Annotated in this window: 12 protein-coding genes; all 12 read left to right on the plus strand. The window is 74.9% G+C overall.

The features are described 5' to 3' along the window. The first annotated feature begins 47 nt into the window (after positions 1-47). Positions 48-1,547, plus strand: coding sequence for a replication-associated recombination protein A (locus Q2K16_RS31505; RefSeq protein WP_302742228.1), 1,500 nt, complete (start codon positions 48-50; stop codon positions 1,545-1,547). Positions 1,548-4,756: 3,209 nt separating this feature from the next. After that, positions 4,757-5,362, plus strand: a complete 606-nt coding sequence (locus Q2K16_RS31510; protein WP_302746682.1) for a hypothetical protein — start codon at positions 4,757-4,759, stop codon at positions 5,360-5,362. 147 nt (positions 5,363-5,509) lie between these two features. Further along, positions 5,510-5,971: a DUF948 domain-containing protein gene (locus Q2K16_RS31515; RefSeq protein ID WP_088647310.1), complete on the plus strand. Its 462-nt coding sequence runs from the start codon at positions 5,510-5,512 to the stop codon at positions 5,969-5,971. Between the two features lie 34 nt (positions 5,972-6,005). Then, complete coding sequence (locus Q2K16_RS31520; protein ID WP_067312326.1) at positions 6,006-6,311, plus strand: hypothetical protein; 306 nt, start codon at positions 6,006-6,008, stop codon at positions 6,309-6,311. Next, complete coding sequence (gene alaS / locus Q2K16_RS31525; protein ID WP_302742232.1) at positions 6,308-8,986, plus strand: alanine--tRNA ligase; 2,679 nt, start codon at positions 6,308-6,310, stop codon at positions 8,984-8,986. The genes Q2K16_RS31520 and alaS overlap by 4 nt, the downstream gene beginning before the upstream one ends. 72 nt (positions 8,987-9,058) lie before the next feature. After that, a complete protein-coding gene (gene ruvX / locus Q2K16_RS31530; protein ID WP_302742234.1) occupies positions 9,059-9,520 on the plus strand; it encodes a Holliday junction resolvase RuvX in 462 nt (153 codons plus the stop codon). Next, positions 9,517-10,752 (plus strand): endolytic transglycosylase MltG, encoded by a 1,236-nt coding sequence (gene mltG, locus Q2K16_RS31535; protein ID WP_302742235.1) that lies wholly within the window; start codon positions 9,517-9,519, stop codon positions 10,750-10,752. Before ruvX ends, mltG begins: the two co-directional genes overlap by 4 nt. Next, positions 10,749-11,558: a shikimate dehydrogenase gene (locus Q2K16_RS31540; protein WP_302742236.1), complete on the plus strand. Its 810-nt coding sequence runs from the start codon at positions 10,749-10,751 to the stop codon at positions 11,556-11,558. The genes mltG and Q2K16_RS31540 overlap by 4 nt, the downstream gene beginning before the upstream one ends. Before the next feature lie 205 nt (positions 11,559-11,763). Beyond that, on the plus strand, positions 11,764-13,272 hold the full coding sequence (locus Q2K16_RS31545; RefSeq protein ID WP_302742238.1) for a glycoside hydrolase family 16 protein: 1,509 nt from the start codon (positions 11,764-11,766) through the stop codon (positions 13,270-13,272). Between the two features lie 114 nt (positions 13,273-13,386). After that, complete coding sequence (locus Q2K16_RS31550) at positions 13,387-14,622, plus strand: hypothetical protein (RefSeq protein ID WP_302742240.1); 1,236 nt, start codon at positions 13,387-13,389, stop codon at positions 14,620-14,622. A 307-nt stretch (positions 14,623-14,929) separates the two neighbouring features. Next, a complete protein-coding gene (locus tag Q2K16_RS31555) occupies positions 14,930-15,769 on the plus strand; it encodes a phosphatase PAP2 family protein (RefSeq protein ID WP_302742241.1) in 840 nt (279 codons plus the stop codon). Positions 15,770-15,856: 87 nt separating this feature from the next. Next, positions 15,857-16,801: a glycosyltransferase gene (locus Q2K16_RS31560; protein WP_302742242.1), complete on the plus strand. Its 945-nt coding sequence runs from the start codon at positions 15,857-15,859 to the stop codon at positions 16,799-16,801. Positions 16,802-16,806 lie beyond the last annotated feature (5 nt).

Consider the following 16,806-nt stretch of genomic DNA (forward strand, 5'->3'; position numbering starts at 1 on the left):
ACGGCGCGATTCCGGCGTCGTGGGCCGCGCCCGGTACTGTCTTCCTGATGGATTCCGACGCCCTCTTCTCCCTCGGTGCACCCGCCGTGGCGCCCAGCGCCCCCGCGGGTCCCGCAGGCGTCGACGACTTCGCCTCGGTCGGGCAGGACGCCCCGCTGCCGGTGCGGATGCGCCCCGCGAGCATCGACGAGTTGGTCGGGCAGGAACACCTCCTCGCCCCCGGGGCCCCGCTGCGGCAGCTCGTCGGCGGTGGCGCGGCGCTGTCGGTCATCCTCTGGGGCCCGCCGGGCAGCGGCAAGACCACCATCGCCCACCTGGTGGCCCGGGCCACCGACCGCCGGTTCGTGGCCATGTCGGCGCTGACCGCGGGGGTCAAGGACGTCCGGGCCGTCATCGAGACCGCCCGCCGCCAGCGCCGCTCCGGCGGCCCGCAGACCGTGCTCTTCATCGACGAGGTGCACCGGTTCAGCAAGACCCAGCAGGATTCGCTGCTCGCCGCCGTCGAGGACCGCACGGTCACCCTGCTCGCGGCGACCACCGAGAACCCGTACTTCTCCGTCATCTCGCCGCTGCTGTCCCGGTGCGTGCTGCTCACCCTCCAGCCGCTCGACGACGACGCCGTGCGCGCGCTGCTGCGGCGCGCGGTGACCGACCCGCGTGGTCTCGCCGGCACGCTCACCCTGGCCACCGACGCCGAGGACCATCTGGTACGCCTCGCCGGCGGCGACGTCCGCAAGGCGCTGACCGCCCTGGAGGCGGCGGCGGCCTCGGCGACCGCGCTCGACGTCGACCGGATCGACCTGGCCACCGCCGAGCAGGCGGTGGACGTGGCGGCCGTGCGCTACGACCGCGACGGCGACGCGCACTACGACGTGACGAGCGCCTTCATCAAGAGCATGCGCGGCTCGGACGTCGACGCCGCCCTGCACTGGCTGGCCCGGATGCTGGTCGCCGGGGAGGACGCCCGGTTCATCGCCCGCCGCATGGTCATCTTCGCCAGCGAGGACGTCGGCATGGCCGACCCGTCCGCGTTGAGCGTGGCGACCGCCGCCGCGCACGCGGTGGAGTACGTCGGCCTGCCCGAGGCCCAGCTCAACCTGGCCCAGGCGGTGATCCACCTGGCGACCGCGCCGAAGTCCAACTCGGCGACCACCGCCCTCGGGGCGGCGATGGCCGACGTACGGGCCGGCCGGGGTGGCGCGGTGCCGCGCGGGCTGCGCGACGCGCACTACGCCGGCGCCCGGGGGCTCGGGCACGGCACGGGTTACCGCTACCCGCACGACGACCAGCGCGGAGTGGTCACCCAGCAGTACGCTCCCGACGATCTCGTCGGGACCGACTACTACCGGCCCAGCGGGCACGGGGCCGAGCGGTCGGTGGCCGCCCGGCTGCCCCTGCTGCGCCGGATCGTCCGGGGGCTGTCCGCCCCGGCGACGCGCCCCGACGGTCCGGTGCCGGTGGTCAACGGCCGGCACCCGTCGGGCACGGGGCACGCCGGTGGGGCGGACGAGGACGGCGGCGACGCCGCCGGGGAGGTTCGGCAGTGACATCGCGAGGTGGGGAGCAACCGCAGGACGGTCCCGACGAGCGGCGTGAACCTCGCGCCAAGGGACGTCGGTGGGGTCGGGGGCGGGGCGGCGACGAGACCCCGCCCGAGCCGGTCGGCGAGGATTTCGGCTGGATCGACGACCTGCGTACGGCGAAGCAGCAGCGCACCGAACTCGGCCCGGACGGCGGCCCGGTCCCGCCCGTGCGTGGCCCGGTCGCGCCACCCGTCGGCCGGGGGTCGGTCGCGCCGCAGTCCGGGCCGGTCGCGCCGCGCGTCGGTCAGCCGGTGCTCCGCCCCGACCCGGCCGATCCCCGCCCCGCGCAGCCGGATTCCCGACCGCACCCGACGCCTGCCGGGCCCCGGCCGGAGCCGGCACCGCCGGTCAGCCGGCCGCAGTCCGGGCCCCCGGCAGCCCCGTTCCCCGGTCAACCGGGCCCGCACCGGGAGCCGACGGCCCCCGGTGTGGCACGCCCGCCGCAGCCCGGTGGCCCGGTCGGGCCGCCACCGGCCGGGGTGACCCGGCCGGGTCCGGTGCCGGCAGGTGCCGATCAGTCCCGCCCCGGCCGGCCGGGGCCCCACGTCGACGGGCCGCCGCCGCACCCGGCCGGGCCGGCCGCCCCGCCGGTCCGTGGGCCGGGCTGGCCCGCACCCCCCGAGCAGCGCCCACGCCCGGGGGCAGGGCCGTGGCCGGACCCGGCGTCGCCCGGCCGGCCGGGCCCGCAACGGCCCGAGGAGGCGTCCCGCCCCGACCCCGGCCCCGGTAACACCGGCCCGGTCCGGGCCGCCGCCCCGGCCCCCGGCCGCGCGTCGGTCCCCGGCGTCGGGACCGGCAGGGCGGCCCCCCCGGTCGGCCAGGCCCCCCCGGTCGGCCAGGCCCCCCCGGTCAATCAGGCACCTCCGTCGGCTCAGGCGCCCCCGGTCGGCTGGGCCGGCCCTAGCGGTGCGCCCCCCGGTGACCCGCCCCCCGGTGGCCCGGCCGGGCCACCCGTCGGCCGAGCGGTGCCCGAGGACCGGCCCGGCGTCGGGACTCCCGCCGAGCCGTCCCTGCGCAGCCGCCGGACGGTGCCGGACGACCGCCCGAGAGGCCGACGGGCGGGACCGGTCGAGCCGGCCAGATCCGGCCCGGCTTCCGCCTCCGCCGAAGTGGACCCGGGTGGTGCTCCCCGGGCCGGCGGGGGTGCCCCGGCCGGTGCCGGGCTGCTGCCCGACCCGTCGGCCGGCGGCCCCCGGGCCGCCGCCGTGGCACCTGTGGGCCCGCGCCCCGAGGTGACCGCACCCGGCCCCGGTGCGCCGGGCCGTCCCGCCGACGCTACGACCGGCGCGGGCCGCGAGCCCGCGGACCGGCCGGCCGCCGGGCGGGGTGGCCGCCGGCGCGCGGCCGAGCCGGACCAGCCGCTGGTGCCGCTGACCGGCAACGCGCCGTCACTTCCCGGGGTCACGCCGGCCGCACCGGATGCGCCGGCCGCCCCGCCCGTTCCCGGCCGGCCAGGTCCGGCCGCCCGGGACGACAACGGCCGTCGCCGCCCGCCCACCGACGTCGCCGCACCGCCCGGTCGGCGGGCCCGCCCCGACGGCGAGCCGGCCGTCCACCGCCCCGGGCCGGACGGCGACCCACCCGTGGGTCGTCGGGCCCGCCCCGACGACGAGGAGCCGTCGGGCGGATGGCGGCACCCCGCCGGCACCGACACCCCCGGCCCCCGGGCCCGTCCGGACGCCGACGGGGCACGGGGCCGGCGGAGCCGGTCCGACGAAGGCGGGACGGCCGGCCAGCCGACGGTCCCGCCGCCCCCGGGCGACCGGCCCCGGGGTGACCGCCCGGACCGCCCGGCCGACTGGCTGCGCCAGGCCGGGCGTACCTCGCACACCGACCCAGCCCTGCGGGTGCTGAACCGGTCGACCCCGCCGTCCGGCCGGTCGGACCCGTCGGCGGCGGCCACCCCGGCCGCCCCGCCCCGTCGGGGTGGCCCGGATACGACAGGTACCCCCGTCGGGCCGTCCCGGCCGGAGCAGGCGGGGCCGTCCTGGCCCGATCAGCCCGGCCCGACCCGGGGAACGGCCCGGCCGAACCCGCCCGAGGGGACCCCCGGCCGTCCGGCCGGCCCCGGGCCGCAGATGCCCGACCGTCCCGCCCGGGGCACCCACGCCGGTCCCGGCCCGGCACCGGACCCGGCCCGGGGCCCACGTTCCGGTGCCCCCGGGGCGGCGTCCGGCGGTCCCCGGGCCGGTGGCTCGGCTCCGGTACCCGGTAGCGCGCCGGTGCCGGGTGGCTCGCGTCCCCCCGGTCCTGACGGGCCCGGCTCTCCCGGGGTCCGGGGCACGCCGCCCGGCGGTCCCCGGACCGGTGCCACGGCCGCCGTGCCGGTGCCCGGTGTCGCGCCGGTCGCCGGCGGTCCGCGTGCGGCGGCGACCCCACCGGTGGTACGCCCGCCCGGTGACACCGGTCCGGACGGTGCCGCCGCAGCACCCACCTCCGGCGCTCCCCGGGTCGGTGTTCCGGTCCCGAACGGACCCCGCCCGGCGGGCCCCTCCGGTGGCGGCCCCCACCCCGATGTCCCGGCCCCGGGCGGCCCGCGTATCGGCGAGCCCGATCCACGGGCACCGCGCCCCGGCACCCCGGCGCGCGGCACCGCCCACCCGGACGCCCCGGCCTCCGGCACCGCCCGCCCGGCCACCGGTACGGCACGTCCGGACGGCCCGGCCTCCGGTGCCGCGCGTGCCGACGGTCCGGCCCACCCGGGCGGTCCGGCCACCGGCACCGTGCGCCCGGGCGGTCCGGCGACCGGCACCGCACGTCCGCCCGTACCCGCCGACGACCCGCGCCGTGCGGCGGGGCCGGAGGGGGGCCGACGGCCCGGACCGGCCGCCGACGCCGGCCCCCGGCCCGCCGGTGCGGGCGGGGTCGGCGCGGCGGCGGCGGTGGCCCGGGCCACCGCGCCGGGCGTACGACCTGAGGAATCCGTCGGCCGGGCGGCTCCGCCGGTGCGTTCCGCCGACCGGGCGGGGGCGGCGGGTTCCGCCGCCGTGCCGCCCGGACGGGCCGACGGGCCGGGTGTGGCCCGGGTGACCCCGCCGGAGGAGGTCCGGTCCGATTCCGACGGCCCGGCGGGCGGGCCGTTGCGCCCGGCCACCGGGGACGACGCGTCCGGAGTCGACCCCGACGCGCCCACCGGCACCGAGCCACGACGCCGGTCGGGGGAGCGGCGTCGGCTGCGGCTGGGAGTGCTGGTGCTGGTCAGCGTGGTGCTCCTCGGGGCGCTCCCGCTCTATTTCGGGATGCGGACGTTGAGCCGGGACCCGGTCTTCGACACCCTCGACGAGTTGGGTGTGCCCGGCTGGGCGACCGCGAAGACGGTGGACAACGTCAGTGGCAGCCGCTGGTGCCTGCAGGACTGCCGGTTGCGGGAGCGCACCGTGGAGTCCGACCGGACGCCGGAGGAGACCGCCCGGGTCTACGAGCAGGCCCTGCGGGCGGAGGGCTGGCGGCGGTGGGAGGTCACCCGCTGCCCGGAGCAGCCGGCCAAGGGCAGCTACACCTGCTGGCGGCGCGACGAGTTGACCCTCGACCTGTGGGTGCGGGAGCCGACCTGCGCGGCACCGCAGGCGAGCGGGGACCCGGCGGTGCCGCCGACCACCCCGGTCCCGCCCGCGGCGGGGGAGTGCACCGGCTCGTTGGTCTCGGTGAAGGTCCGTAACGCGATCGACGACGAACGGACCCGGCCACAGCCGAGCACCGACCCGTCGCTGACCGGTGAGGACCCGTTCCCGACGATCACCGATGATCCGCTCGGCGATCTGACACGCTCACCATCCTGAGCCGGTTTCCATCACGGACGGTAGGGTCTGGGGCTGGCAGGCCCGCCTGCTCCCGACGACCCCGTGCGGGTCACGCCGCGACGGCGGGAATCCGGGTCGCGTGTTCCGGGGCGTCGGGCCCCGGAACCCTGCTTGAGGAGGACTTGCGTGGATGGTGGACAGATCGCTGCGCTGATCGCGGCCGGCGCGTTCCTGATGCTGGTGCTCGTGCTGGCGGTGCCGATCCTGCGGCTGCGGCACACCGTGGACGCGACGACCCGGATGATCAACGACCTCAACGAGCAGACCGCCCCGCTGCTGGGGGACGTGAACACCACGGTGAAGAACGTCAACGTCGCCCTGGAGCAGGTGCAGACCTCCCTCGACGGGGTGAACCTCCAGCTCGCGAAGGTCGACACGATGACCAGCCACGCGCAGAACGTCACCGCCAACGTGGCGAACCTGGCCACCGTCGTCTCGGCCGCCGCGGCGAACCCGCTGGTGAAGGTGGCGGCCTTCGGGTACGGCGTCCGCCGGGCCGCGTCGGCGCGCCGGACCGCGGAGACCGAGCGTGAGGTGCGCGACACCATCAAGCAGCAGCGTCGGGCCGCCCGGCGCGGCAACCGCTGACCCCGGGCCGGCGGCGCACAGGAGGATAGGGGACATGAGGCGACTTTTCTGGCTCGGTATCGGGCTGGCCGTGGGCGTGGTGGTGGTCCGTAAGGCGACCCGGACGGCCCAGGCGTACACCCCGGCGGGGATCGCCAGTGGGCTGTCCGAATCCGCTGGCGGTCTGGTCGAGTCGCTGCGTAGCTTCGTGGAGGACGTACGGATCGGGATGGCCGAGCGCGAGCAGGAGATCCACGAGGCGTTCGCCCGGGGTGAGGCGTTCGACGACCAGTTCGCCGAGCTGCGGGAGGACCCGCGCATCGGTGACCGAGAGATCTTTCCGGAGGAACCCCAGCGATGAAGACGGCGGAGATCAAGCGGCGGTACCTCGCCCACTTCGAGGCGAACGGGCACACCGTGGTGCCGTCCGCTCCGCTGCCCGCCATCAGCGACCCGAACCTGTTGTTCGTCAACGCCGGCATGGTGCAGTTCGTCCCGTACTTCCTGGGGCAGCAGACGCCTGCGTACCGGCGGGCGGTGAGCGTGCAGAAGTGCCTGCGCACGCCGGACATCGACGAGGTCGGCAAGACCAGCCGGCACGGCACGTTCTTCCAGATGAACGGCAACTTCTCCTTCGGTGACTACTTCAAGGCCGGGGCGATCCCGCTGGCCTGGGACCTGGTGACCAAGCCGGTCGCCGAGGGTGGTTACGGGCTGGACGGCGAGCGGGTCTGGCCGACGGTCTACCTGGACGACGACGAGGCGTTCGAGATCTGGCGGTCGGTGGGGGTGCCGGCGGAGCGGATCGTGCGCCGGGGCAAGGCGGACAACTTCTGGTCGATGGGCATTCCCGGCCCGTGCGGCCCGTGCTCGGAGCTGTTCTACGACAGGGGTCCGGAGTACGGCCGCGAGGGCGGCCCGGCGGTCGACGAGGACCGCTACATGGAGTTCTGGAACCTGGTCTTCATGCAGTACGAGCGGGGTCCGGGCAGCGGGAAGGAGGACTTCCCGATCCTGGGCGACCTGCCGGCGCAGAACATCGACACCGGCATGGGCCTGGAGCGGATGGCCTCGATCCTGCAGGGCGTGGACAACCTCTACGAGATCGACGAGGTGCGGCCGATCCTGGACCGGGCGGCGGAGCTGACCGGCAAGCGGTACGGCGCGCACTCGGGGCACGTGGCGAGCGAGTCGCACCCGGACGACGTACGGCTGCGGGTGGTCGCCGACCACGTGCGGACCGCGCTGATGCTGATCGGCGACGGGGTGACCCCGAGCAACGAGGGGCGCGGCTACGTGCTGCGCCGGATCATGCGCCGGGCGATCCGGGCGGTGCGGCTGCTGGGCTGGCAGGAGCGGGCGTTGCCGGAGCTGCTGCCGGTGGCCCGGGACTGCATGTCCCCGTCGTACCCGGAGCTGGCGGAGGAGTTCGACCGGATCTCGCAGTACGCGTACGCCGAGGAGGACGCGTTCCTGTCGACGTTGCGGGCGGGGACGACGATCCTGGACACGGCGATCGCGGAGACCCGTTCGGCGGGCAGACCGGCGTTGTCGGGGGAGAAGGCGTTCCAGCTGCACGACACGTACGGCTTCCCGATCGACCTGACCCTGGAGATCGCGGCCGAGCAGGGGCTCCAGGTCGACGCGGAGGGCTTCCGCCGGCTGATGGCCGACCAGCGCAGCCGGGCGAAGGCCGACGCGCAGGCCCGCAAGACCGGACACACCGACGTGTCGGCGTACCGGTCGGTGCGCGACGACGGCGGCGAGGTGGAGTTCACCGGCTACACCGAGTTGCAGCGGGAGTCCCGGGTCCGGGCGCTGTTGCGCGGCGGCGCGACGGTGGGCGCGGCGGTCGAGGGGGAGACGGTCGAGCTGGTGCTCGACACCACCCCGTTCTACGCCGAGGGCGGCGGTCAGCAGCCCGACCAGGGGCTGATCACGGTCGGTGCCGGCCAGGTCGAGGTCTTCGACGTGCAGCAGCCGGTGCCGGGGCTGATCGTGCACCGGGCGAAGGTGGTCCGGGGCGAGGTGCGGGCCGGCGAGACCGGTTACGCGGAGATCGACGTGACCCGCCGTCGAGCGATCTCCCGGTCGCACACGGCGACCCACCTGGTGCACCAGACGATGCGGAACTTCCTCGGCGAGTCGGCGACCCAGGCGGGTTCGTTGAACGCTCCGGGCCGGCTGCGGTTCGACTTCAACACCCCGACGGGGGTGTCGCCGAGTGTGCTGCACGACGTGGAGCAGCAGGTCAACGAGGTGCTGCTGGCGGATCTGGAGGTCAACGCCTTCATCACCACCCAGCAGGAGGCGCGGCGGATCGGCGCGATGGCGCTGTTCGGCGAGAAGTACGGCGAGCGGGTGCGGGTCGTCGAGGTCGGCGACTACGCCCGGGAGCTGTGCGGCGGCACCCACGTGGCCCGGTCGGCCCAGCTCGGGCTGGTGAAGATCCTCTCCGAGGCGTCGGTCGGTTCCGGGGTCCGCCGGATCGAGGCGCTGGTCGGGATGGACGCGTTCGGTTTCCTGGCCCGTGAGCACCTGCTGGTGTCCCGGCTGGCCGAGCTGTTCCGGGTGCCCGGCGAGCAGGTCGCCGACCGGGTGGAGCAGACCGTCACCCAGTTGCGGGACGCCGAGAAGGAGCTGGAGAAGCTCCGCGCCCAGCTGGTGCTGGGCGGGGCGGCGGCGCTGGCCGGGCAGGCGAAGGACGTCCGGGGGGTGGCGTACGTCGGCACCGAGGCGCCGGAGGGCGCGGCCGGCAACGACGTGCGGACCCTGGCCCAGGAGATCCGCGGCAAGATCGACCCGGCGCGGCCGGCCGTGGTGGCGGTGGCGGCCCGGTCGAACGGCAAGGCATCCCTGGTGGTGGCCGTGAACGCGGCGGCCCGTGGGCGTGGCCTGGCGGCGAACGACCTGGTCAAGGCGGCTTTCTCCGGGCGTGGCGGGGGCAGTCAGGACGTGGCGCAGGGCGGTGGCCTGCCCGCCGCGCAGGCGCCGAACCTGCTGCTCACGGTCGAGAAGGCGATCGCCGACGCGTGACCGTTCAGCACCCGAGCCAGGGCGGACCCGAGCTGGTCCGCCCTGGCTCGTCAGCGGGGAGGGTGACCATCCGTGAGTGAGTCGTCCCGTGGGGTCCGGTTGGGCGTCGACGTGGGGCAGGTCCGGGTGGGGGTGGCCCGGTCCGATCCGCACGGCATCCTGGCCACTCCGCTGGTCACCCTGGCCCGGGACGTGACCACCGGCGCGGACGCGGTGCCCACCGATCTCGCCCAGCTCGCGCAGCTGGTCGTCGAGCACGAGGCCGTCGAGGTCGTCGTCGGTCTGCCGGTCAACCTGGCCGGTCGGCACGGCCCGGCGGCCCAGCACGTGTCGGCGTACGCGGGTCGGCTGGCGGAGGTGATCGCCCCGGTTCCGGTGACCCTCACCGACGAGAGGATGTCAACTGTCGTCGCGTCTCGTAGGCTTGCCGAGCGTGGCGTCCGGGGAAAACGCCAACGTGCGGTGGTGGATCAGGCCGCCGCGGTCGAGATCCTGCAGAGCTGGCTGGAAGCGCAGCGGAGGCGGACGGAATGATCGACGATCTGGACCTCGGGTTCGACGAGCAGGAGAGGGGGGAGAAGGGCCGGCACCGGCGCGGCTTCGTCAACCGACGCAACGGCAAGTCGGGCGGCGGCAAGTCGGGTGGCGGGCTCGGGAAGACCATCTTCGCCCTGTTCATGGCTCTGGTGCTGCTGGGTGGCATCGGCGGCGGGGCCTTCTACGGCTTCGACCGGATCCGTAACCACTTCGTCACCCCGGACTTCGACGGGCCGGGCACCGGTGAGGCGCTTGTCGACGTCAAGCAGGGCGACACCGCCACCGACATCGGCAACTCCCTCTACGACGCGGGTGTGGTCAAGAGCACCAAGGCCTTCGTCGAGGCGGCCGACGACAACGCGCTCAGCAAGAACATCCAGGTCGGCCGGTACAAGGTCAGGAAGGAGATGCGCGCCACCGACGCGCTGGCCCTGTTGCTGGACCCGAAGAGCCGGGTGGTCAACGGGGTCACCATCCCCGAGGGCATGATCACGTTGGCCATCTACGACCTGCTGGCCAAGGAGACCAAGATCCCGGTCGCCGAGTTCAAGGCCGCCGCGAAGGACCCGGTCAAGCTGGGGGTCCCGGAGTTCTGGTTCAACCGCAAGGACGGCAAGAAGGGGCCGCGCAGCCTGGAGGGCTTCCTCTACCCGGCCACCTACGAGTTGCCGCCGAAGGCGACCGCCGCACAGATCCTGTCGCTGATGGTGGACAAGTTCCTTGAGGTGACCGGGGAGATGAAGTTCGTCGAGACGGTCGAGGCCGACCGGGGCATCTCGCCGTACGAGGCGTTGATCACGGCGTCGATCGCGCAGGCCGAGTCGGTCAATCACGTGGACATGCCGAAGGTGGCCCGGGTGATCTACAACCGGGTCTACACCGACCGTTACCACTGCAAGTGCCTGGAGATCGACAGCGCGATCAACTACTGGCTGCGGTTGCAGGGCAAGGACCCGAAGGATTCCGACGTCCTCAAGCAGTCCGAGCTGAACGACCCGAGGAACCCGTACCGGACGCACGGCGCGGACGGGCTGACCATCACCCCGATCAGCAACCCCGGCGAGGACGCCCTCAAGGGGGCGATGAGCCCGCCCAACGGCACCTGGGTCTACTTTATGACCGTCGACAAGAAGGGCACCATGGGCTACGGCACCACCGACGCCGAGTACCGGGGTCTCATCCGCAAGATGTGCACCAACGGTGTGCTGAGCGGAGAGAACTGCAGGTGAGGGCGGCGGTGCTCGGCCAGCCGATCGCGCACTCCCTCTCCCCGGTGATCCACAACGCGGGTTACGCCGCCGCCGGGCTCGACGGCTGGTCGTACACCCGGATCGAGTGCGGGGCGCAGGAGCTGCCGGCGCTCGTCGCCGGTCTGGGCCCGGAGTGGGCCGGGCTGTCGGTGACCATGCCGGGCAAGGAGGCGGCGCTCGCGGTGGCCGACGAGACGTCGCCGGTCGCTGCCGCCGTCGGCGCGGCCAACACGTTGGTCCGTCGGCCCGACGGCTCGTGGTACGCCGACAACACCGACGTCACCGGCATGGTGGACGTGCTGTCCGCGGCCGGGGTGCGCCCCGGTGCCGCGGTGACGGTGCTCGGTGCCGGGGGCACCGCCCGGGCCGCCCTGGCCGCCGCCGCCCGGCTCGGGGCGACCACGGTGACGGTGGTGGCCCGGCGGGCGGAGGCGGTGGCGCAGCTGCGGCAGGTGGCGTCGGCGGTCGGGGTGGACCTGGTCCCGGCTGCGTGGTCCGACGCCGCCGCGCACACCCGGGCCGACCTGGTCGTCTCCACCGTGCCCAAGGGGGTGGCCGACCCGGTCGCGGCCGGGGTCGACTGGGGACCGTCCACGGTGCTCTTCGACGCGTTGTACGACCCGTGGCCGACCCCGTTGGCGGCCTCTGCGCTGGCCGCCGGTCGGCTGGTGGTCTCCGGGCTGGATCTGCTGCTGGCCCAGGCCGTCGGACAGTTCACCCAGTTCACCGGGGTGCCGGCACCGGTCGACGCGATGCGGGCGGCGCTGGCCGCGGCCCGCCGCTGACCCACCGGCACCGCATCGCCGACTTTCCGGTCAATCAGGCGTAACCTCGCCGAAGCATGCATTCGTCTGCTCGCCCGCCGAAAAGCAACCCCTGCTCCCTTATTCTTTGGTTAAGTCGTGTCGGCAGTTCGGTTTCCGACCTGCCACATCCAGTCGTGGTGGATACGCTGCTGCCGGTAATCGTCGCCCACCGGGGGAGTGTTCCTTGAGCCGGCACGGAATCCACCGCGCACTTCCGGCCATCAGCGGTCGACGCAAGGCGGTCGTCCTCAGTGTCCTGAGTGTCACCGCGGTCGGCGGCGTCATGGCCACGATGATGCCGCTGATCGCCGCCGAGGTGCCGCCGATCACGCTCGCCGCCGTCGCTGACACCACGGTCACCCAGGTCCCGCAGGACGGCGACAACGGGGTCAAGACCACCCTGGCCAGTTGCCCGCAGCTCTGCGACGGCAACCGCAGCGGCCGGCGCGACGCGGTGCTGGAGTTCGAGGTGCGGGGCCTGCCCGCCGACGCGGTCGACGTCAGGGCCTCCCTGCGGGTGTACGCCTGGCAGCAGTTCTCCTCCCGGGTGCGGGCCCACACCGCCCAGGGCACCGCCGCCGGCGCGGGCGCATGGGCCCAGCGGCCCGCCCTCGGCCCGGTGCTGGCGGCCGTCGACCGGGTCGCCCAGGGCTACAACGAGTGGGACGTCTCCGCCGCCGTCACCGGCAACGGGCCGGTCACCCTCGCGTTGACCCAGGAGAACTGGAACACCCGGATCTACTGGGCGTCCCGGGAGAACGCCAAGGCCGCCATCCGGCCGAGCCTGGTGCTGACCTACCAGCGTGGCGACCGGTCACCGACCCGCCCGCCGGCCACCACGGCGGCACCGACCACCGCCGCCCCGACACCGTCGCCGACCCGTACGTCGCCGTCGCCGACGCCGAGCCGGACGGTCAGCCCACCCGCGCCGACCACGGCCGCCCCGCGCCCGACGCCGACCGTGCGCCCCGGCACCGACGTGCCCGGCTGGCGGCTGGTCTGGTCCGACGAGTTCACCGGGCCGACGGTCGACCTCAGGCGGTGGAACCTGCGCGACAACGAGGGCCGCGACATCGACAAGGGCTGCAACGTCGACGACCCGGACAACACCTTCATCAGCGACGGGGTGTTGACCCTGCGGGTCCAGCGGGAGACCGCGGTGTGCAGCTCGCAGACCCGGCAGTACACCCAGAGCTACCTGGACACCATCGGCAAGGCGTCGTTCACGTACGGCCGGTTCGAGATGCGGGCGAAGTCGCCCAACGGGCCGACCGACTCCAAGGGGCTCTGGCCGGCGTTCTGGCTGCGTCCCGACGACGGCGGCAAGGGCGAGATCGACGTGGTGGAGCTGCCCGGCGGGGCGTCCCTGCACGGGGCCGCCACCCAGGCGATCTTCTACGACTACACGCCGGTCAAGCAGGACCAGCGGTGGGACTTCCCGACCGGCTACCCGGGTGACGGCTTCCACACGTACACCACCGAGTGGGAGCCGGGGGTGATCCGCTGGTACATCGACGGCCGGCAGGTTTGGCAGCGGGACCGCAGCACCACCCCGTGGTTCGACGAGGCGTTCAACAAGCCGTTCAACCTGCGGTTGAACTTCCAGGTCGGCGGCTGGCTGGGTGACCCCGACGCGGCCACCCGCTTCCCTGCCGACTTCCGGGTCGACTACGTCCGCGTCTGGCAACGCTGAGCCGCCCGGCACGTCGTACGCCGCCCGGCGGGCCCCGGCCCGCCGGGCGGCGGCTTGTCCGCTGCCCCTATCGTGTCCGGGGCGTGCGGCGGTCGGGCGGGACAGGTGGAGGGCATGACGGTGGCGACGGACCCACGGACCCGGCAGGACGGCCTGGGCTGGGTGACCCGGGCCATCTTCGCCGACCCACGGATCTGGCTCGGCATGCCACCCGACCCGGTGCCCGCCACCCACCGCCCGGTCGCCCGGTACGCCGTGGTGCCCTCGGCGGAACGGGCCCGGTTCCTGCTTCCGCTCGCCTCCCGCCGGGTGGGCGCGGCGTCGACGCTGGCGTACAACGCGCTGCGCCCGCCCCGGGTGCGGGCCAACCGGTTGGCCGTCGGCGTGCTGGCCGGGCTCGGGGTGACCGGGCTGGCCCGGATGCCGGTGCTGACCGTGGCGCTGCCCACCGACGCCGACCCGGCCGAACTGCTGCTCGCCGCGCACCTGGGCCGGCTGGCGGGCCGGCCGCTGCACGCCGCGATAGGCATCCGGCCACCCGACCCGCACCACAAGCCGACCCTGCAACTCTTCGACGACCGGGGCGTCGCGCGGGCGTACGCGAAGATCGGGTGGAACGACGCCACCCGGGCGATGGTGCGCGCGGAGGCCGCCGCGCTGCGGGAGTTGCCCCGCGACGGCGGCGACTTCCCGGACGTGCCCCGGCTGCTGCGCGAGGTGCAGTGGGGTGACCTGGCGGTGACCCTGGTCGAGCCGATGCCGGCCCGGGTGCGCCGTCCCCGCCGTCCGCTGCGCCCCGAGGTGGCCGCGATGCTGGCGGTGGCCCGGCGCGGTGGCCCGCCGTCGACACCCCGGCCGCTGAGCGGTTCGGCGTTCCTGGCCGACCTGACCGCGCGGGCCGCTGCCGCCGGTGGTCCGGTGGTCGCGGCGGTGGCCGCCCTGGCCGCCCGCGACGGCGACCGGCCGGTGGAGTTCGGCCACTGGCACGGCGACTGGGTGCCGTGGAACCTCGGCCGGCACCGGGGGCGGCTGGTCGTCTGGGACTGGGAGAACAGCGGCACCGACCGGCCGCTCGGCTTCGATCTCGCCCACCAGGGGTTCCAGAGCGCCCTGTCGCTGCACGGCCGGGACGTGGCGGGGGCGAGCGGGGAGATGACCGGGATGCTGGACCGGCACGGTGCGGCGTTCGGCCTGGACCCGGCGGGGCGTCGGTTCGTCGCCGACGCGTATCTCGTCGAGCTGTGGTTGCGGACGGCGGAACTGGCCGCCGGCGGGGGTGGCTGGAGTGCGACGTTGCACCCCGCGCTGCTGCACACGCTCGCCGACCGGCTGGGCACACCCCGCCCCTGACCGGCGGATTCCCGTGGGCTGGGACAACTGTCGGGGTCCCGACCAGAAAAACGGCGAAAAGCCCACACTGCCCTCACCTTCGCTACCGAAGCCGGCTCACGTTCCACTAGGGTGGCCCCACTCGACGACCACCGGCCGGTGACGGCGTGGTCGGTCCGGCCCGGGACGACGCGGGGACCGCGTCCGGGAGCACAGGGTCCGGTCGACGGCCGGCACAATCAGGGAGCACGATGGGATCGTCACGTGTCATTCAGCCCGGGGTGGACCACGCCCCGGTCACCGGCCGTGCGGGCGACGGTGACCACCGGTGACCATCGTCTACGTGCTGGCCGTCCTGGCGGTGCTGGTTCCCCTGCTGGTCGTCCCGGTGCTGGCGTCGCGCTGGATGTCGGCAGTCGCCACCGGCGCGACGGCCGAACGGTTCCGGATCGCCCTGGCCGGACTGACCGTCGCCTTCGGCCGGGTCGGCGCGGCCGTGGTGGTGCTGCTGGCCGGCGCGGCGGCGGTCGTCGCCGTCTGCTGGCCGCTCGGTGAGGCGATCTCCCGGCTCGAACCCCACGTCGACCACCCGGTCTTCGACTACGTGCACGCCCGCCGGGTCGGCTTCTGGGAAGACGTCAACCTGTTCATCTCCCCGATCGGCGACCGCTACCCGCTCAAGTGGGTGACCGTGGTGGCCGCGATCGGCTTCGCCCTCGCCTGGCGTCGCCGCCGCTGGTGGATACCGCTGGTGGCGATGCCGTTGCAGTTCGTCGTCGAGCAGTACACCCAGACGATCCTCGCGAAGGTCGTCGACCGGGGCCACCCGCCGACCGACCTGGGCACCTACCCCTCCGGCGGCTGCGGCCGGGTGCTGATGACCTTCGGCACCGTCCTGGTGCTGGCCGCGCTGACCTGGCGGCTGCCGCGCCGGGTGCTGATCGGCCTGGTCACCGCCCTGGCCGTGCTGGTCTCGGTGGAGGGCTACACCCGCATCTACGCCGAGAAGCACTGGCTCACCGACGTGTTCGGCGGGTGGTTCTTCGGCACCCTGCTGACCGGCGTGATGGTGCTCGCCGTGCTGGTCGCCGACGGTCGGGTCCGCCGGCCCGCGGCCCCGGCACCGACCACCACCACCGACGACGACCGGCTGTTGACCGGCACCTGACCCGTACCCCGTCCGGTGGGCGCGACCCGTCCCGCGCCGTCCGGACCCGGCCCCCACCACTCCTCGCACAGAAGTTGGGCCACCGACGTGACCACCCTCCTCGTCGCCTCCACCGGTGGGCACCTAGCCGAGCTGCACGACCTGCTGCCCCGGCTCGGGGTGCAGCACGACTGCGTCTGGGCGACGTTCGACTCCCCGCAGAGCCGGTCGCTGCTCGACGGCCACGAGGTCATCCACGTGCCACCGGCGAGCACCCGCGACCCGGTGGGCGCGCTGCGCGACCTGTTGGCCGCCCGTCGGGTGCTCTGCGGCGGGCGGTTCCGCCGGGTGATCAGCACCGGTGCCAGCGTCGCCATGTCGTTCTTCCTGCCCGCCGCCCGGCACGGCCTGGACTGCCACTACATCGAGAGCGCCACCCGCACCGTCGGCCCGTCGCTGACCGGCCGACTGGTCGCCCGGGTGCCCCGGACCCGGCTCTACACGCAGTACCCGGGCTGGGCGAACGGCAGGTGGCGCTACGGGGGCTCCATCTTCGACGGCTACGCGCCCGCGCCCGCCGCCCCGCGCCCGGTCTCCAAGATCGTGGTGACCCTCGGCACCCAGGACCGTTTCGGCTTCCCGCGCCTGCTGCAACGCCTGGTCGACGTGGTGCCCGCCGAGGCGGAGGTTCTCTGGCAGGTCGGCGCGACCCGGATCCCCCGGATGCCGGCCGGGGCCCGCCGGCAGGTGCCGTACGCCGAGATGCAGCAGGCCATGCGGGAGGCCGACGTGATCGTCACCCACGCCGGGGTGGGGTCGGCACTGGCCGCGATGCGCGCCGGCCACCGCGCCGTCTACGTGCCCCGGCGGGCCCGGCACCGCGAACACGTCGACGACCACCAGGTCGAGATGGCCCGGGAACTCGACAGGCGCGGCCTGGTGCTGGCCCGGGAGGCCGACGCCGTCAGCACCGAGGACCTGACCCGGGCGGCCGCCTGGACGGTGACCGCCACCGGCACGGTTCCGGCGTTCCGGTGGGCGGAGGCGGCATGAGGTCG

Origin of the sequence: Micromonospora cynarisoli (assembly GCF_030518815.1) — a bacterium.
GTDB classification, from domain to species: domain Bacteria; phylum Actinomycetota; class Actinomycetes; order Mycobacteriales; family Micromonosporaceae; genus Micromonospora; species Micromonospora wenchangensis.